We start from the raw sequence: 16975 nt of genomic DNA on the forward strand, positions 1-16975 counted from the left end.
CATGAGTCTGCCCGTGCAAGCCCTGACACCTGACATTTGCGTCGCCCCGCAACTGACGCCCGAGGCCATGGCGGAAGCCGCAGCCATGGGCTTTCGCGCCGTCATCAACAACCGTCCGGATTTCGAGCACGGTCCCGATCAACCGACATCAGCCGCCATCGAAGCGGCCGCGGTGGCTGCAGGTCTGGAGTACCGCCATCTCCCGGTCGCTGGCGGCTACCAGTCGCCACAGCAGATCGCTGCATTTGCCGACCTGCTCGCAGAACTGCCGCGGCCGCTGCTGGTGTTCTGCCGCTCAGGTGCCCGTTCGACAAACCTTTTCGCCCAGGCCAATCGCGACGTCTGAAGGTCGGCGCCGCCTGTAGCTGCTCATAGAATCGCGCGCCTCTTCGCCCGGCCCGGGCGGGTCCTGATTCAAGGTGCTGCGCGGTGGGATTTCTTCTATCAATCAGTCGAGCGATTGACGCAGTCAGTCTGGCCACCGGCCGGCTGATGCGCTGGCTGATTCTGGCGTCGGTGCTGATCAGTGCCGGCAATGCAGTGATGCGCAAGGCCTTCGACATCGGCTCCAACGCTTTTCTCGAAGTGCAGTGGTATCTGTTCTCGGCCTGCTTTCTGCTGGCCGCAGGCTACGTCTTCCTGAAGAACGCCCATGTGCGTATCGACTTCTTGTCCAACAGGCTCTCGATGCGAACCAACGCGCTGATCGACATGGTCGCCATCGTTGCCATCATCGCGCCGCTATCGCTGTTGCTGATCCACCTGTCCTGGCCGGTTTTCCACAACGCATGGGTGTCCGGCGAGATGAGCCAGAACGCCGGCGGACTGGTCCGTTGGCCGGTGCTGCTGATGATTCCCGCAGGATTCCTGCTGCTGCTGCTGCAGGCCGTGGCGGAATTGATCAAGCGGTTCGCCTTCCTCCGTGGGCACCTCGAACTGCCGTTCTCGCAGGAGCAGTCCGAGCCGCTCAAGCCCAAGCTGGAGGGCCAGGCATGACGCTGTGGATTGCCCAGAATTTCGTGCCCCTCATGTTTGCGGGGCTGTTTCTGATGCTGCTGTCGGGCATTCCGGTGGCGTTCGGCCTGGCGGCCACCGGCCTGCTCTTCGGCTGGCTCGGCATGACGCTGACCGGCCTGCATCCTGAGGTGCTGAGCATCGGCGCAAGCCTGTTCCAGGCGCTGCCGCTGCGCGTGTTCGGCATCATGCAGAACGACACGCTGCTGGCGATCCCCTTCTTCACGCTGATGGGCATCATCCTCGAGCGCTCGGGCATGGCGGAAGATTTGCTGGAGACGGTCGGCCAGGTCTTCGGCCCGGTGCGTGGCGGCTTGGCCATCGCCGTGGTGCTGGTCGGCGCACTGCTGGCGGCGACGACGGGTGTGGTGGCTGCGGCCGTCATCAGCATGGGCCTGATCTCACTGCCGATCATGCTGCGCTACGGCTACAACCGCAGCATCGCCACCGGCACCATCACGGCCAGCGGCACGTTGGCGCAGGCCATCCCGCCATCGCTGGTGCTCATCGTGCTCGCCGACCAACTCGGCCGCTCGGTGGGCGACATGTATGCCGGGGCGTTGGTGCCGGGCCTGCTGCTGGTCGGGCTCTATCTGCTGTTCATCGTCGCAGTCGCCATCGTCAAGCCGTCCTGGGTCCCCGCACTGCCGCCCGAGGCCCGCATCTACAAGGAGGCCGACGGCTCGCCAGGCTACCGCTCGTTGCTGGTACTGATGCTGGTCTGCGTGGGCGTCGGCTGGCTTTGGCATGGCCAGCATGAGCGGCTCATCAACCCGCTGATCGAACGGGAGTTGGCGGCCCCCGAAGACGAGCGGCTGATCCTGTCGATGACGGTCGGTGCACTGGTCGCCTGGGGCCTGGCATTGGCCAACAAGTTCCTGCGCCTGGGCCTGCTTTCGCGCCTGGCCCAGCAGGTGACCTTCGTGCTCATTCCGCCGCTGGTGCTGATCTTCCTGGTGCTTGGCACGATTTTCCTGGGCGTGGCCACGCCCACGGAGGGCGGCGCCATGGGTGCCGTCGGCGCACTGTTCATGGCGCTGGCCAAGCGCCGGCTGTCGATGAAGCTGCTCAACCAGGCGCTGGACAACACGCTGCGCCTGTCGTGCTTTGTCCTCTTCATCCTGATCGGTTCCACGGTGTTCAGCTTCACCTTCAACGCGGCCGATGGCCATATCTGGGTGGAGCACCTGTTCGACAACATGCCCGGCGGCGCGTTGGGCTTCCTGATCATCGTGAACCTGCTGATCTTCGTGCTCGGCATGTTCATCGACTTCTTCGAGATCGCCTTCATCGTCGTGCCCATCCTCGCGCCGGTGGCGGAGAAGATCCTGCCGGCACTGGTACCTGGAATACCGCCCGACATGGTGATGATCTGGTTTGGCGTCATCGTCGCGATGAATCTGCAGACGTCCTTCCTGACGCCGCCCTTCGGCTTTGCGCTGTTCTACCTGCGTAGCGTGGCACCCGCCAAGGACTACAAGGACCGCGTCACCGAAGCCAACATCCCCGCCGTCACCACCGCACAGATTTACAAGGGCTCGATCGCCTTCATCGTGCTGCAGGTGGTAATGGTGGCCACCGTGATCGCCTTCCCGCAACTCGTCGCGGGCAATATCCAGGTGAGCGAGAAGATCGATGCGGAGGCGGCCATGGAACAGATGGCGCCCAAGGACGACATGTTCGACGTGCAGCCGGTCGAACCCCTCGAGAGCGAACAGCCTGCTTCCGCGCCGCAGTGAGGCGCCACGAAAAAGGCCCCGCATCGCGGGGCCTTTGGCATGAAGAGCTGGCAGCTTAGAGCTGGTTGACCTTGTTCTGCATATAGCGGTCGAAGATGGCTTCGGTGTAGCGGAACCAGCGGTTGCTGTCCTTGCGGAAGACTGCGTAATCCGCATAGACCTTCTTCCAGTTCGGGTTCTTGGCCGACAGATCGCTGTAGAGCGCCATCGACTCCTTGAACGCCAGGTCCATCACGTCCAGGGGCATCTGCACCAGCTTGGTCTTGTTGGCCAGCAATTGCGTCAGCGCCTGTGGATTGCGGGCGTCGTACTTGGCCTGCATCTCGACGTGCGCATAGGCCGACGCCGCCTCGACGACCGCCTTGTACTCGGCCGACAGACCCTCGTAGGCCTTGGTGTTGATGTAGAGATCCAGCTGCGGGCCGCCCTCCCACCAGCCCGGGTAGTGGTAGAACGGTGCGACCTTGAAGAAGCCCAGCTTCAGATCGTCATAGGGGCCGACCCACTCCGCCGCGTCGATGGTGCCCTTTTCGAGCGCTTGGTAGATCTCACCGCCTGGGATGTTCTGCGGGACCATGCCCATGCGTTCGCAGACCCTGCCGGCAAAGCCGCCGACGCGGAACTTCAGCCCCTTCACGTCGGCGACCGACTTGATCTCCTTGCGATACCAGCCGCCCATCTGGGCGCCGGTGTTGCCCATCGGGAAATGGATGATGTTGTAGTTGCGGTAGAACTCCCGCATCAGCTTCAGACCATTGCCCTCGTACTGCCAGGCCGTCATCTGGCGGCTGTTCAGGCCGAAGGGGATGGCGCAGCCGATGGCGAAGGTTTCGTCCTTGCCGAAGAAGTAGTAAGGCGCCGTGTGCGCCATCTCGACCGTCGCGTTCTGCACGCCGTCGACGACGCCGAACGCCGGCATCAGCTCGCCGCCGGCATGCACCGAAATCTGGAACTTGCCACCGGTCATCTCTGAGACCTTCTTGGCGAACACTTCGGCCGCGCCGAAGATGGTGTCCAACGACTTCGGGAAGCTCGACGCGAGGCGCCAGCGCAATTGCGCCTGAGCTTGAACGATGGCGGGGGCGGCGCCTGCGGCCAACACGCCGGCCAGGCCTGCATTGCGCACAAAGGAACGACGTTCCATGGACATAGATGGGTCTCCTGCTTTCGGGTTCGTTCAGAGTAGAGGGCGGAGCGATTCTAGGAAGGTCGTCTCACGCACCGGCCGGGATTTACCCCGGCGCGAATGCTTGTACCGGCGCTGTCCCGGGGCTCAGTTGCCAGCCAGCTTCATGCCGGTGACCAGCACCGATCCAACGGTCTTGGTGCCCATCGAATACTCATCGGCACCGATGCCGACGATGTTCTGCAGCATGTCCTTGAGGTTGCCCGCGATGGTGACCTCGTGGACCGGGTAGGCGATCTCGCCGTTCTCGACCCAGTAGCCGCTGGCGCCGCGCGAGTAGTCGCCCGTCACATAGTTCACGCCCTGCCCCATCAGCTCGGTCACGAGCAGGCCGCGGCCAAGGCGGCGCAGCATCGTCGGCAGGTCGTCGCCGGGCGCCGTCGCACGGCTGGTCATGCGCAGATTGTGCGAACCGCCGGCATGGCCCGTCGTCTTCATGCCGAGCTTGCGTGCCGAATAGCTGGACAGGAAATAGCCCTGCAGCACGCCGCCCTCGACAACCGAGCGCGCCCGCGTCACGACGCCTTCGTCGTCGAAGGGCGAACTGCCCTTGCCCTTGGGCACATGGGGGTCCTCGGAGATGTCGATATGCGAGGCGGTGACCGGCTTGCCCAGGCTGTCGAGCAGAAAGGTCGTGCGGCGGTACAGCGCACCGCCGCTGGTGGCCTGCACCAGCGCGCCCAGCAGGCCGATGGCGACCGTGCTCTCGAACAGCACCGGCACCTCGGCGGTAGCGACCTTGCGTGCCTTCAGGCGCGACAGCGCGCGCTCCGACGCGTAACGGCCCACGGCCTCGGCAGGTGCGAGATCGGCGGCGTCGCGCATGGAGGTGTACCAGGCGTCGCGCTGCATGCCGGCCCCGCGGCCGGCAATCGGCGCCACCGACAGCGAATGCCGCGAGCTGGCATAGCCGCCGCGAAAGCCCCGTGTATTGCCCATCCAGAAATGCGACTGCTGGGCCGACACGGCCGCGCCCTCGCTATTGGTGATGCGCTTGTCCACGCCCAGGGCGGCAGCTTCGCAGCGCAGCGCAATCTCGGCAGCCTGGGCGGCGTCGATGGCCCAGGGATGGAAGAGGTCCAGCTCGGGCCGCGCGGTTGCATCCAGCGCCAGGTCGGCCTCGTCGGGCAGGCCGGCGAACTCATCCTCGGCCGTGAAACGCGCAATGTCATAAGCCGCACGAACCGTGTCGCGGATGGCCTGGGGCGAGAAGTCAGACGTGCTGGCATTGCCGCGGCGCTGGCCGAGGTAGACCGAGATGCCGAGCGACTTGTCGCGGTTGCGCTCGACGTTCTCCAGCTTGCCCAGGCGTGCCGAGACCGACAGCCCGCAACCCTCGGACACCTCGGCACCGGCGTCGGTGGCGCCGATCTTCTTCGCTTCGCCGAGGGCATCCTCGATCCACTGCTGGAACTGCTCGGGACTGTAGGCAAAACCGTTCTGGGGCTGGGGCATGAAAGCAAAGCGCCGGGCGATGCCGGCGCCGGTGAAATGGGGTGGGGGACAATGATAAGACTCTGCCCTCTTCCGCACCGCGATGCACGATCCCATCCCTGAACTCGAAGACGACGACGACTTCGACCGCCCCAGCAAGAGCCAGCTCAAGCGCGACATGACCGCGCTGCAGAAGCTTGGCGAGGACCTGATGGCCCTGCCCGAGTCGCGTTGGGAGCCGCTGGCCCTGCCCGAGATCCTGCACGACGCACTGCGCCACGCCAAGAAGATCACCAACTTCGAGGGCAAGCGCCGGCAGATCCAATACATCGGCAAGCTGATGCGCAAGATCGACCCCGAGCCCATCCGCGAGGCCGTGGCCGCCTTCAAGCTCGGCCATGCGCAGGACAGCTTGCGGCTGCATCAGTCCGAACGCTGGCGCGAGCGTCTGCTCGCCAACGACGAGGCGCTGCAGGAGTTCCTGGCCCAGCACGCCGAGGTCGACATCCAGCAGTTGCGCAACCTCGTGCGCGCGGCGCGCAAGGACGCGGCCAACGAACCCGAACAGCGCAGCGGTCGCGCCTACCGCGAGCTGTTCCAGTTCATCAAGGCATCGGAAGCCGCGGCCGATGAGTGACGCCGTCCCTGCACTCGTCCGTATCGGCATCGTGTCGATCAGCGACCGCGCATCGACGGGCGTCTACGAGGACAAGGGCCTGCCGGCGCTCAAGGATTGGCTGACGAGCGCCTTGCACAACCCAATCAGCTTCGTACCACGCCTGATCCCCGACGAGCAGGCCGGCATCTCGGCCGCGCTCGTCGAGCTTGTCGACGTCGAGCACTGCGACCTGGTGCTGACCACCGGCGGCACAGGCCCCGCACCGCGCGACGTGACACCCGAGGCAACGCTGGCCATCGCCGACCGTGTCATGCCGGGTTTTGGCGAGCAGATGCGCCAGATCTCGCTGCACTTCGTGCCGACGGCGATCTTGTCGAGACAAGTCGCCATCATTCGCGGCAAGGCGCTGGTCATCAACCTGCCCGGCCAGCCCAAGGCGATTGCGGAGACGCTGGCCGGCCATGAAAGGGCCAGCGGCATCTTCGCGGCCGTGCCCTATTGCATCGACCTGATCGGCGGGCCCTATCTGGCAACGCGCGACGAGGTCTGCAAGGCCTTCCGGCCGAAGTCGGCGCAGCGGCCGCCGGCTACTTGACGAGCCGGGTCAGCTCGGCCGCGTCGAAGTTCTCGTCGCGCTGGGCATCGCAGGGCACGCAGTCGCCCACCGGCTGGCCCTGCCGCTCCGACAGCTTGCAGACGGCCGACCACAGCAGCGCGATTTGGTGCTCGTGGCCCGACGCGCTGTCGATGAGGCCGCGCATGGCCATGGCCACCGGGTCGTCGCCCTGGGTCACGCCATAGGCCGAGAAGCCCATCTTGGCAGCGGCTTGCTCGCGGGCCTGCTCGCTGGCGGCCTCGATGATGCGGGCCGGGTTGCCCACCGCAGTGGCACCCGCCGGCACCGGCTTGGTGACGACGGCACCCGAGCCGATGCGTGCGCCGGCCCCGACCGTGAAGCCCCCGAGTACCGAGGCATTGGCGCCGACGATGACGCCGGGGCCCAGCGTCGGATGGCGCTTGGCGCCCTTCACCAGCGAGGTGCCGCCCAGCGTCACGCCCTGGTAGATGGTGCAGCCCTCGCCGATCTCGGCCATCTCGCCGATGACGATGCCCATGCCGTGGTCAATGAAAACCTTGCGGCCGATGCGCGCGCCGGGATGGATCTCGATACCGGTGAGAAAGCGCCCCCAGTGCGAAATCCAGCGCGCCAGCCACTGGAAGTCGCGCTGCCAGAACCAGTGGGCGCGGCGGTGGAACATCAGCGCATGCAGGCCCGGGTAGCAGGTCAGCACCTCCCACACCGAGCGGGCCGCCGGGTCGCGTTCGAGGATGAGGTCGATGTCTTCGCGCAGGCGCTGGAACATGGTGCTGCCAGGGGAGAAGGGCGGGCCAGTTTAGGTGCGGCTACTTTGAGCCTGCTGGCACTACGGTCTTGCTGATCTGCCTCGCGATACCGCGCAGGATGTGGACTTCCTCGTTCGTCAGCGCCGCACGATTGAAGAGTTGGTTCAGGCGCGGGATCAGCTTCTTCGGCGCGGCGGGGTCGAGGTAGCCGACATCCACGAGCGCGGTCTGCAGGTGCTCCAGCAGGCCTTGGACGGCGCGTGCATCGGCCACTTCAGCATCCGGCGTGCGCGCCTGCACGCCGAAGCCACCGAGCGACTGGCGCAGGTCGTAGGCCAGCAACTGCACGGCCTGCGCGAGGTTGAGCGAGCCGTAGTCCGGGTGGGTCGGGATGCTCAGCACTGCATGGCAGCGGTAGACGTCCTCGTTGCTCATGCCGTAGCGTTCGGAGCCGAACACCAGCGCCAGCCGCGGCGCCGCTGCACGGGCGGCCAGCTGGGCGAACAGCGCGCGTGGCTCGTGCGTCGGCGGGCCGAAGTCGCGTGGCGTCATGGCGGTCGCGCAGGCGAAGTCCACGCCGTCCAGTGCCTCGGCCAGCGTGTCGACGACGCGGGCGCGAGCCAGGATGTCCGCCGCCCCGCTGGCCATGGCGACGGCTTCCTCGTGGCAGAGCACATCGGCAAAGCGTGGCGCCACCAGCACCAGGTCCTTGAAGCCCATCACCTTCATCGCCCGCGCCGTGGCGCCGACGTTGCCGGCATGGCTGGTTTTGACGAGAACGAAGCGTGAGGATTCCACGGGTTTACTCGGGGTCGGCGGCTAGAATCGCGCGATTATCCGGGCCACCCTCGTGGTGAACCGCCGCTCTTTCCTCCCGTCAGCCCCTTCCCCAGCGAGTGCCACGCATGCTGCAAACGTCCCACCATCCCATGCTCAATGTCGCCATCAAGGCGGCGCGTGCGGCTGGCGCCATCATCAACCGCGCCTCGCTGGACCTCGAAGCTCTGCGCATCAATACCAAGAGCCCGAACGACTTCGTCACCGAGGTCGACCACGCTGCAGAAGGGGTGATCATCGAGACGCTGCTGGGCGCCTACCCGGACCACGGCATCCTCGCCGAAGAGTCGGGCCGCACCCACGGCGCCAAGCATTCCGAATACGTCTGGATCATCGATCCGCTGGACGGCACCACCAACTTCATCCACGGTCTGCCGATGTACTGCGTGTCCATCGCGCTGGCCCACCGCGGCGTCGTGCAGCAGGCCGTCGTCTACGACCCGACCCGCAACGATCTCTTCTACGCCACCAAGGGACGCGGCGCGTTCTGCAATGACCGCCGCCTGCGCGTGTCCAAGCGCACCCGCATGAGCGACTCGCTGATCGGTACCGGCTTCCCGTTCCGCCGCGGCGACAACTTCAAGCGCTACGTCAAGATGTTCGAGGAAGTCATGCAGCATTGCGCGGGCCTGCGCCGACCGGGTGCTGCGGCACTCGACCTGTGCTACGTGGCCGCTGGCTATTACGACGCCTTCTTCGAGACCGGACTGCAGCCCTGGGACGTGGCGGCCGGCTCGCTCATCATCACCGAGGCTGGTGGCCTGATCGGCAACTTCACCGGCGAGGCCGACTATCTGCACCAGCGCGAGGTCGTTGCGGGCAACCCCAAGATCTACGCCCAACTGGTGACCATGCTGTCGCCCTACACCCGCGTCATCAAGGAAGAAGACACCGCCGCCGCGCCCGCTCCCGCCCCGGATGCCGAGGCTGCGCCGGTGGCCAGGAAGCGCGCCCCGGTGCGCATCAAGCGGGATGAAAAGGCCGACGACGCGCCGCTTTGAGCCGTGATTGGTCCGACTCGAAGCCCTCCTTGCGAGGGCTTCGTCGTTTCCGGCCGTGAACGAGTTGGCAGCCAGCGCGACTCCGGGCTAACCCGCCCATGGCTGCGTGACTTCTGCACGGCCGAATCCCTTACCTGTGGGGGCTCGGATGGACAGAATGCGTGCAGCAACGCGGTCGAAACCGCTCTATTCCGTCCATCCAACCTGCCCGAAAGTCGCTACCGATGCTTGCCCGTTTCGCCCTCGCCCTCGCCCTCGTCGCCGCCGCATCACTGGCCCATGCCGACGCCAAGGTTCTGAAGAAGGTCGCCCCTGAGTACCCGAACGAGGCCATCAAGAAGAACATCAGCGCCGGCAGCGTGCGCGCCAAGATGACCATCGCCGGCGACGGCAAGGTTTCGGACGTCGCCATCGTCGAAGCCGAACCCAAGCGCGTGTTCGACCGCGCCGCTACCGAGGCCTTGAGCCAGTGGAAGTTCGAGGGAACCGGCGCCGCCCAGACGCATGAAGTCAAGCTGGTGTTCAAGTCGGAAGACTGAGTCCATCCGCTGCCAAGCGGCTCAAAAAGCACGCCACAAGGGCCGGGAGCGCAAGCTTCCGGCCCTTTGCTTTGTGCCGCCCGGTCGCGCTGAAGGAGCGAGGACAGGACACCCCGCGACCAAGGGGGGTGTCCCACTTCGGACAAGGCTTCTTTTGCACACTCCCCGATTCGTCACCACCGAGGGACCGCGCATGTCACACGCCTTGCTGACCAGCCTCCGTCATCTGTCGTTTGCAGCCGCCGCGTTGCTCTGGGTACCCACCGCGCTGGCGCTGGCACCCGGGGAAACCGAGGCCGGCGCACGGGTCGAAACCTTCAGCTCCTACCGCCCCAGCACGGGGCCGGACGTGCAAAGCTATCTGCAAGGCGAGGACTCCCGCGAGGGACGCTGGCTGATCGCCGCCGGTGCGTCGCAACTGGCCATGGCCGCCGGCGGCTCGGGACCCATTGCCAATGCCGCCGCCGGCGGCTGGGCGGCGCCGGGCGCCGCCGGCGTCACGGCCGCCAGCACCGCGACGGGCGTGCCCAATGCCGGCCTCTATGTGCTCAACGGCAGTTGGGCTATGGCGGAATCCAACGCGGGCTGGTGGGACACGCTACTGATCACCAGTCCCCAGGCAGCCAATGGAACCGCGGGCACGTTGAAGGCCCATGTCCTCATCAGTGGCAGCGTTCTGGCCTCAGTCGGCCCCTTCTTCTCGCAGTCATTCGCGGAGTTCAAGATCAACGGCATCGGTATGGGGTCGACCGCCGGCTGCCAGGCTGGCTATGCCTATTGCACCAACGCCAGCGCCGGTGGCTACAACGGATGGGCCGACGGCACGCGAAGCTTCGGCAACACTACCATCGGCGTCGAGGTGCCCTTCGTCTTCGGCCAACCCTTCGAGATCGGCTTCTGGGCTTACGCCAGAAGCTATGCCCAAGGCGTCACCTTCACGGACGGCGAGACCTTCACCCAGGCCGACGGCCTGTCTTCCTTCGGCAGCACGGCGCGCTGGGGCGGCATTGACGGCGTCTACCGCGGCAATGCGCTGGTGGCCAGCTACGCGCTGAGCTCCGGTACCGGCACCGACTTCAACCTGGCCATCAACGCGCCGGTGCCCGAAGCGCCACCGGGCCTGTTGCTGCTGGCAGGGCTGGGCTTGCTGGGCTGGTTGAAGCGCCACACGGCGGCCACGCGGCGCTGAGGCGCCGCACGGTGGGGCGCTGCGCGGAAATGGCCCGAGAATCCGCCGTTTCCATTGACGTCCTCACCGCCAGGGCGCCCGCCCCATCTTGAAGACACCGCAGCAAGCCAACGAGCCGTCGATAGAGAGAAATTTCGACGGCCACACGCCGATGATGGCCCAGTATCTTGGGCTCAAAGCTGACTTCCCGGACACGCTGCTGCTGTACCGGATGGGGGACTTTTACGAGGTCTTCTACGACGATGCCCGCAAGTGCAATGCGCTGCTGGACATCACGCTGACACAGCGCGGCCAGAGCGCTGGCCAGCCCGTCGTCATGGCCGGCGTTCCGGTCCATGCGCTGGAGAGTTATCTCTCCAAGCTCATCAAGCTCGGCGAGGCGGTGGCGATTGCCGAGCAGGTCGGCGAGGTCGGAGCCAGCAAGGGCCCAGTGGAGCGCAAGGTGGTGCGCGTCGTCACGCCCGGCACCATCACCGATACGGAACTGCTGGCCGACAAGCAAGATGCCGTGCTGCTGGCCGTCTGCGGCAGCGGCCGCCGCCATGGCCTGGCATGGCTGTCGCTGACGCAAGGCGAGATTGGTCTGGCCGAATGCAGCGACGTGGAGCTGCCGGCGTGGCTGGCACGCCTGTCGCCGGCCGAGGTCCTCGTTGACCGCGAGCAGCAGCCCGCAGGCGTCATGCGGGCGCGTTTTCCCGTCACCAACCGGCCCAGTTGGCAGTTCGACGCGTCGCTGGGCCAGCGCAAGCTCTGCGAACAGTTGGCGGTGGCCAGCCTGCAGGGCTTCAACGCGCACGAACTTGGCAGCGCCCATGCCGCGGCGAGCGCCCTGCTTGCGTTTGCCGAGCACACGCAAGGCCGCGCCCTCGCCCACGTGCGCTCCTTGCGCGTGCAGCGCAGCAGTGACCTGCTGGACCTGCCGCCCGTCACCCAGCGCAACCTGGAACTGACGCAGACGCTGCGCGGCGAGCCCAGCCCCACGGTTTTCTCGCTGCTGGACAGTTGCAAGACTGGCATGGGCAGCCGCACGCTGCGGCAGTGGCTGCTGCATCCCAAGCGGGACCGGGCCGAAGCGACCGCGCGTCACAACGCCATTGCCGCCCTCCATGCGGAAGGCTTCGAGCCATTGCGCGAGGCGCTGAAATCGGTCAGCGATGTCGAACGCATCTCGGCCCGCATCGCGCTGCGCCAGATTCGGCCGCGAGAGCTGACCGGCCTGCGCGCAACGCTGCAGGTGCTGCCGCAGCTGCGCGCCGTGACGCCCGCCGCGCTGCGCGATCCCAGCCTGACGCCACCGGCCGACATCCAGGAACTGCTGGAACGCGCCATTGCGCTGGAGCCGGCGCTGCTGACGCGCGACGGCGGCGTCATTGCCGACGGCTTCGACGCCGAACTCGACGAGTTGCGCGGCATCCAGCAGAACTGCGACGGCTTCCTGCTCGATCTCGAAACCCGCGAGCGGGCCCGCACGGGCATTGCCAACCTGCGCGTGCAGTTCAACCGCGTGCACGGCTTCTACATCGAGGTGACCCAGGGCCAGGTCGACAAGGTGCCGACGGACTACCAGCGCCGCCAGACGCTGAAGAACGCCGAGCGCTACATCACGCCCGAGCTGAAGGCCTTCGAGGACAAGGCGTTGTCCGCCAACGAGCGCGCGTTGGCGCGCGAGAAGCTGCTCTACGAGCAGGTGATCGATGCCCTGGTCAGCCGCCTGCAACCGCTGACCGCGCTGGGCCGCACGCTCGCGGCACTGGACGCTCTCGCAGCGCTGGCCGAGCGCGCCGTTACGTTGAACTGGTGCCGGCCGGAGTTCGTGTCCCTGCCCTGCCTGGAGATCGAGGCCGGCCGGCACCCCGTCGTGCAGGCCCGCCTGGCCGAGATGGGCGGCGCGGAATTCATGCCCAACGACTGCAGGCTCGATGCGCGAACCCGCATGCTGGTCATCACCGGCCCCAACATGGGCGGCAAGAGCACCTTCATGCGCCAGGTCGCGCTGATCGCGCTGCTCGGCGCCATCGGCAGCTATGTGCCGGCCACACGCTGCCGACTCGGGCCGATGGACGCCATCCATACCCGCATCGGCGCGGCCGATGACCTCGCCAACGCCCAGTCCACCTTCATGCTGGAGATGACGGAAGGCGCAGCCATCCTGCACTCGGCGACCGACCAGTCGCTGGTGTTGATGGACGAGATCGGCCGCGGCACCTCGACCTTCGACGGCCTGGCCCTGGCGTCGGCGATCGCCAGCCACCTGCACGACAGGACCCGCGCCTTCACGCTGTTCGCGACGCACTACTTCGAGCTGACCGAGTTCCCCGCCAAGCACGCGATGGCGCAGAACTGGCACGTCTCGGCCGTCGAGAGCGGCGAGGACATCGTCTTCCTGCACGAGCTGCAGCCCGGCCCCGCAAGCCGCAGCTATGGCGTGCAGGTCGCGCGACTCGCCGGCATGCCGGCCAGCCTGGTGCGGCAGGCGCGCGCGACGCTTGAGGCGCTGGAGACGCGCGCCAGCGCAGGGGATGACCAGTTCGACCTGTTCGCGGCGCCGCCCGCGCCGCCTGGCCCCCCCGAGCCCAGCGCCTTGATCGCAGCACTCGACGGGATCGATCCCGACACCTTGTCACCACGTGACGCGCTTGAGGCCCTCTATCAATTGAAGAAGCTGGCCAAGGCATGAGCAGTCGAACCATCGTTTTCTGGCGAAACACTCGGAGCCTGCCATGAGCGTAGGCACTCTCGTGTTTTCGCACGCCAACAGCTACCCGGCCGGCTGCTACCGCGTGCTGTTCGAGCACTGGCGCGCAGCGGGATGGCGCGTCGAGGCGCTGGACCGCTTCGGACACGACGCGCGCTTCCCCGTCACTGGCGACTGGCGCAAGCTGCGCGACCAGCTGATCGACTTCATCGAGAACGATGTCAGGCCCGAGGGTCAGGTCGTGCTGGTCGGCCATTCGCTCGGCGGCATGCTCAGCCTGATGGCGGCCTGCCGCCGGCCCGACCTGGTCAGCCGCCTCGTCATGCTGGATTCGCCCGTCGTGTCGGGCCTGAAGGCCGCCGCCGTCGCGATGGCCAAGACGACCGGCCTGATCCACCGCTATGGCCCGTCCAAGATCGCCCGCGAGCGCCGCCACGTTTGGCCCAACCGCGAGGCGGTGCATGGCCATTTCGCGGCCAAGAAGATGTTCGCCCGCTGGGACCCGCGCGTGCTGTTCGACTATGTCGAGGCCGGCTTCGAGGAGGCCGACGGCCAGGTGCGGCTGCGCTTCACGCGCGAGGTCGAGGCCCACATCTACCGCACCCTGCCCCACCACCTGCCGCTGCTGCTGCGCCTGCGCCCGCCGCAATGCCCGGTTGCCTTTGTCGGGGGCACGCGCTCCAACGAGTTGCGCCAGGCGGGTGCGGCGGCGTCCAAGAAGCTGGCCGGTGAGAACTGGCGCTGGATGGAGGGCGGCCACCTCTTTCCCTTCGAGAAGCCAGACGAGACGGCCGAGTTGGTGCTGCAACTGCTGAGTGCGCCGTAGACGCTCTCGTACAATCTCGATTTCCCACCACAGCAGCCTGTTCTGGGCTGCTGCAAGACATGACCAAATACGTCTTCGTCACCGGCGGTGTGGTGTCCTCCTTGGGTAAGGGCATCGCGTCGGCTTCCCTGGCGGCCATCCTTGAATCGCGCGGCCTCAAGGTCACCCTGATCAAGCTCGACCCCTACATCAACGTCGACCCCGGCACGATGTCGCCCTTCCAGCACGGCGAGGTTTTCGTCACCGACGACGGCGCTGAAACCGACCTCGACCTCGGCCATTACGAACGCTTCATCACGACCCGGATGAAGCGCACCAACAACTTCACGACCGGCCAGATCTACAAGACCGTGCTCGAAAAGGAGCGCCGCGGCGACTACCTCGGCAAGACGGTACAGGTGATCCCGCATATCACCAACGAGATCCAGGAATTCATCAAGCGCGGCGCCGAGGGCGTGGACGTGGCCATCGTCGAGATCGGCGGCACGGTGGGCGACATCGAGTCGCTGCCCTTCCTCGAGGCCGTGCGCCAGATGAGCCTGCGCGCCGGCCCGACCAACACGGCCTTCGTCCACCTCACCTACGTGCCCTGGATCGCCGCTGCCGGCGAACTCAAGACCAAGCCGACCCAGCACACGGTGCAGAAGCTGCGCGAGATCGGCATCCAGCCCGATGCGCTGCTGTGCCGCGCCGACCGCCGTATCCCCGACGATGAGCGCGAGAAGATCTCGCTGTTCACCAACGTTGCCGAGTACGGCGTCATTTCGATGTGGGACGTGAACACCATCTACAAGGTGCCGCGCCTGCTGCACGAGCAGGGGCTGGACCAGCTCATCTGCACCAAGCTGCAGCTCAACACCAAGAGCGCCGACTTGAAGCGCTGGGACACATTGGTCTACGAGGTCGAGAACCCCAAGACCGAGGTCACCATCGCCATGTGCGGCAAGTACACCGACTTGTCGGACTCGTACAAGTCGCTCAACGAAGCGCTGCGCCACGCCGGCATCCACAACCACGCCGGCGTGAAGATCGAGTACGTCGACAGCGAGACCCTGACGCCCGAGACGGTCGGAGAACTGGGCAAGTTCGACGCCATCCTCGTGCCCGGCGGCTTCGGCAAGCGCGGCGTGGAGGGCAAGATCCTCGCTGCCCGATATGCCCGCGAACACAAGATTCCCTACCTCGGCATCTGCCTGGGCATGCAGGTCGCGACCATCGAGGTGGCCCGTCACCTGGCCGGCCTGGAAGGCGCCAACTCGACCGAGTTCGAGCCCGACACGCCCCACCCCGTCATCGCGCTGATCGACGAGTGGCAGGACGCCGACGGCAGCATCCAGAAGCGCGATGAGAAGAGCGACCTCGGCGGCACCATGCGCCTCGGTGCGCAGAGCTCCGACGTCAAGCCCGGCACGCTGGCCTTCGACATCTACGGCAAGGTCGTCACCGAGCGCCACCGCCATCGTTTCGAGGCCAACGAGCATTACCTGGAACGCCTGCAGCAGGCCGGCCTCGTCATCTCGGCCATCACCCAGCGCGAGAAGCTGACCGAGATGGTCGAGTTGCCGCGCGAGGTCCACCCCTGGTTCGTCGGTGTGCAGTTCCACCCCGAGTTCAAGTCCACGCCCTGGGGCGGCCACCCGCTGTTCGCGGCCTTCATCAAGGCGGCGCTGGACCACAAGAAAGGCTGACCATGAAGCTCTGCGGATTCGACGTCGGCATCGACAAGCCCTTCTTCCTGATCGCCGGCACCTGCTCCATCGAGGGCCTGCAGATGTCGCTCGACGTTGCCGGCCTGCTGAAGGAGGCCTGCACGACGCTGGGCATCCCGTTGATCTACAAGGGCTCTTTCGACAAGGCCAACCGCTCGTCAGGCACCACCCAGCGCGGTGTCGGCATGGAGGCGGGGCTGAAGATCCTCGACGAGGTGCGCCGCCAGACCGGGCTGCCGGTGCTGACCGACGTGCACGATGCCTCCCAGGTGGCCGAGGTCGCCAGCGTCGTCGACGTGTTGCAGACGCCGGCCTTCCTGTGCCGCCAGACCGACTTCATCCGCGCCGTGGCGCAAAGCGGCAAGCCGGTCAACATCAAGAAGGGCCAGTTCCTCGCGCCCTGGGACATGAAGAACGTCATCGACAAGGCGCGCGCCGCCGCGCTTGAGGTGGGCCTGCCCGAAGACCTGTTCCTGGCCTGCGAGCGCGGTGTGAGCTTCGGCTACAACAACCTGGTGGCCGACATGACCAGCCTGGCCGAGATGCGCAACACCGGCGCACCGGTGGTCTTCGACGTCACCCACTCGGTGCAAAAGCCCGGTGGACTGGGCGGCTCCAGCGGCGGCGCCCGCGAGATGGTGCCCGTGCTGGCCCGGGCTGGCGTGGCCGTGGGTGTGGCCGGGCTTTTCATGGAGACCCACCCCAACCCCGCCGAGGCTTTCAGCGACGGCCCCAACGCCGTGCCGCTCAGGCACATGAAGACCCTGCTGACCCAGCTCGTCGCGCTGGACCGCGTCGTCAAGCAGCAGCCCTTGCTGGAGAACGATTTCTCCTGCTGACCGC

16 protein-coding genes are annotated in these 16975 nt (G+C 66.4%); 12 read left to right on the top strand and 4 right to left on the bottom strand.

Going from position 1 to position 16975, the window contains the following annotated elements; all coding sequences use genetic code 11:
• Position 1: 1 nt before the first annotated feature.
• The 3 genes from ACT6S0_RS02380 (at position 2) to ACT6S0_RS02390 (ending at position 2753) form a co-directional block, all read left to right on the top strand.
• The gene (locus tag ACT6S0_RS02380; RefSeq protein WP_444762314.1) at positions 2 to 346 is read left to right on the top strand and encodes a TIGR01244 family sulfur transferase; all 345 of its coding nucleotides are present in this window, start codon (positions 2 to 4) and stop codon (positions 344 to 346) included.
• Positions 347 to 492: 146 nt separating this feature from the next.
• Positions 493 to 996 carry a TRAP transporter small permease subunit gene (locus ACT6S0_RS02385; protein ID WP_444762315.1) on the top strand — a complete coding sequence of 168 codons (504 nt, stop codon included), beginning with the start codon at positions 493 to 495 and terminating at the stop codon, positions 994 to 996.
• A complete protein-coding gene (locus ACT6S0_RS02390; RefSeq protein ID WP_444762316.1) occupies positions 993 to 2753 on the top strand; it encodes a TRAP transporter large permease in 1761 nt (586 codons plus the stop codon). The genes ACT6S0_RS02385 and ACT6S0_RS02390 overlap by 4 nt, the downstream gene beginning before the upstream one ends.
• 55 nt (positions 2754 to 2808) lie before the next feature.
• On the opposite strand, the gene ACT6S0_RS02395 is transcribed toward ACT6S0_RS02390, so the two are convergent.
• Together ACT6S0_RS02395 and pmbA are read right to left on the bottom strand one after the other, a co-directional pair.
• A complete protein-coding gene (locus ACT6S0_RS02395; RefSeq protein ID WP_444762317.1) occupies positions 2809 to 3897 on the bottom strand; it encodes a TRAP transporter substrate-binding protein in 1089 nt (362 codons plus the stop codon).
• Positions 3898 to 4026: 129 nt separating this feature from the next.
• The gene (pmbA, locus tag ACT6S0_RS02400; protein ID WP_444762318.1) at positions 4027 to 5394 is read right to left on the bottom strand and encodes a metalloprotease PmbA; all 1368 of its coding nucleotides are present in this window, start codon (positions 5392 to 5394) and stop codon (positions 4027 to 4029) included.
• 82 nt (positions 5395 to 5476) lie between these two features.
• Between pmbA and yjgA the strand changes: the two genes are divergently transcribed.
• Entirely contained in the window at positions 5477 to 6010 is a 534-nt protein-coding gene (gene yjgA, locus ACT6S0_RS02405) for a ribosome biogenesis factor YjgA (RefSeq protein ID WP_444762319.1), read from the top strand.
• Positions 6003 to 6587 carry a molybdopterin adenylyltransferase gene (gene mog, locus ACT6S0_RS02410; RefSeq protein ID WP_444762320.1) on the top strand — a complete coding sequence of 195 codons (585 nt, stop codon included), beginning with the start codon at positions 6003 to 6005 and terminating at the stop codon, positions 6585 to 6587. Before yjgA ends, mog begins: the two co-directional genes overlap by 8 nt.
• Here mog and cysE read toward each other — a convergent pair.
• Both cysE and ACT6S0_RS02420 read right to left on the bottom strand, forming a co-directional pair.
• On the bottom strand, positions 6580 to 7356 hold the full coding sequence (gene cysE, locus ACT6S0_RS02415) for a serine O-acetyltransferase (RefSeq protein ID WP_444762321.1): 777 nt from the start codon (positions 7354 to 7356) through the stop codon (positions 6580 to 6582). The genes mog and cysE overlap by 8 nt on opposite strands.
• Before the next feature lie 40 nt (positions 7357 to 7396).
• Positions 7397 to 8134, bottom strand: a complete 738-nt coding sequence (locus ACT6S0_RS02420; RefSeq protein WP_444762322.1) for an RNA methyltransferase — start codon at positions 8132 to 8134, stop codon at positions 7397 to 7399.
• A 110-nt stretch (positions 8135 to 8244) separates the two neighbouring features.
• Between ACT6S0_RS02420 and ACT6S0_RS02425 the strand changes: the two genes are divergently transcribed.
• The 7 genes from ACT6S0_RS02425 to kdsA all read left to right on the top strand — a co-directional run bounded on the left by ACT6S0_RS02425 (position 8245) and on the right by kdsA (position 16971).
• Positions 8245 to 9174 (top strand): inositol monophosphatase family protein, encoded by a 930-nt coding sequence (locus tag ACT6S0_RS02425; RefSeq protein WP_444762360.1) that lies wholly within the window; start codon positions 8245 to 8247, stop codon positions 9172 to 9174.
• A gap of 224 nt (positions 9175 to 9398) precedes the next feature.
• Positions 9399 to 9713 carry an energy transducer TonB gene (locus ACT6S0_RS02430; RefSeq protein WP_444762323.1) on the top strand — a complete coding sequence of 105 codons (315 nt, stop codon included), beginning with the start codon at positions 9399 to 9401 and terminating at the stop codon, positions 9711 to 9713.
• 193 nt (positions 9714 to 9906) lie between these two features.
• Positions 9907 to 10902: a hypothetical protein gene (locus tag ACT6S0_RS02435; RefSeq protein ID WP_444762324.1), complete on the top strand. Its 996-nt coding sequence runs from the start codon at positions 9907 to 9909 to the stop codon at positions 10900 to 10902.
• A 151-nt stretch (positions 10903 to 11053) separates the two neighbouring features.
• Complete coding sequence (mutS, locus tag ACT6S0_RS02440; protein ID WP_444762361.1) at positions 11054 to 13579, top strand: DNA mismatch repair protein MutS; 2526 nt, start codon at positions 11054 to 11056, stop codon at positions 13577 to 13579.
• A gap of 43 nt (positions 13580 to 13622) precedes the next feature.
• On the top strand, positions 13623 to 14423 hold the full coding sequence (locus ACT6S0_RS02445; protein WP_444762325.1) for an alpha/beta fold hydrolase: 801 nt from the start codon (positions 13623 to 13625) through the stop codon (positions 14421 to 14423).
• Positions 14424 to 14482: 59 nt separating this feature from the next.
• Positions 14483 to 16111: a CTP synthase gene (locus tag ACT6S0_RS02450; protein WP_444762326.1), complete on the top strand. Its 1629-nt coding sequence runs from the start codon at positions 14483 to 14485 to the stop codon at positions 16109 to 16111.
• 2 nt (positions 16112 to 16113) lie between these two features.
• Positions 16114 to 16971 (top strand): 3-deoxy-8-phosphooctulonate synthase, encoded by an 858-nt coding sequence (gene kdsA / locus ACT6S0_RS02455; RefSeq protein ID WP_444762327.1) that lies wholly within the window; start codon positions 16114 to 16116, stop codon positions 16969 to 16971.
• Positions 16972 to 16975 lie beyond the last annotated feature (4 nt).

The organism is Roseateles sp. (assembly GCF_052436255.1).
In the GTDB taxonomy this organism is placed as follows: Bacteria; Pseudomonadota; Gammaproteobacteria; order Burkholderiales; family Burkholderiaceae_C; genus Pelomonas.

Bases quoted from the DNA above. Each gene is read 5' to 3' on its own strand.
- ACT6S0_RS02380 (WP_444762314.1), top strand. From the start codon at position 2: ATGAGTCTGCCCGTGCAAGCCCTGACACCTGACATTTGCGTCGCCCCG.
- ACT6S0_RS02385 (WP_444762315.1), top strand. From the start codon at position 493: ATGCGCTGGCTGATTCTGGCGTCGGTGCTGATCAGTGCCGGCAATGCA.
- ACT6S0_RS02390 (WP_444762316.1), top strand. From the start codon at position 993: ATGACGCTGTGGATTGCCCAGAATTTCGTGCCCCTCATGTTTGCGGGG.
- ACT6S0_RS02395 (WP_444762317.1), bottom strand. From the start codon at position 3,897: ATGGAACGTCGTTCCTTTGTGCGCAATGCAGGCCTGGCCGGCGTGTTG.
- pmbA (WP_444762318.1), bottom strand. From the start codon at position 5,394: ATGCCCCAGCCCCAGAACGGTTTTGCCTACAGTCCCGAGCAGTTCCAG.
- yjgA (WP_444762319.1), top strand. From the start codon at position 5,477: ATGCACGATCCCATCCCTGAACTCGAAGACGACGACGACTTCGACCGC.
- mog (WP_444762320.1), top strand. From the start codon at position 6,003: ATGAGTGACGCCGTCCCTGCACTCGTCCGTATCGGCATCGTGTCGATC.
- cysE (WP_444762321.1), bottom strand. From the start codon at position 7,356: ATGTTCCAGCGCCTGCGCGAAGACATCGACCTCATCCTCGAACGCGAC.
- ACT6S0_RS02430 (WP_444762323.1), top strand. From the start codon at position 9,399: ATGCTTGCCCGTTTCGCCCTCGCCCTCGCCCTCGTCGCCGCCGCATCA.
- ACT6S0_RS02435 (WP_444762324.1), top strand. From the start codon at position 9,907: ATGTCACACGCCTTGCTGACCAGCCTCCGTCATCTGTCGTTTGCAGCC.
- mutS (WP_444762361.1), top strand. From the start codon at position 11,054: ATGATGGCCCAGTATCTTGGGCTCAAAGCTGACTTCCCGGACACGCTG.
- ACT6S0_RS02445 (WP_444762325.1), top strand. From the start codon at position 13,623: ATGAGCGTAGGCACTCTCGTGTTTTCGCACGCCAACAGCTACCCGGCC.
- ACT6S0_RS02450 (WP_444762326.1), top strand. From the start codon at position 14,483: ATGACCAAATACGTCTTCGTCACCGGCGGTGTGGTGTCCTCCTTGGGT.
- kdsA (WP_444762327.1), top strand. From the start codon at position 16,114: ATGAAGCTCTGCGGATTCGACGTCGGCATCGACAAGCCCTTCTTCCTG.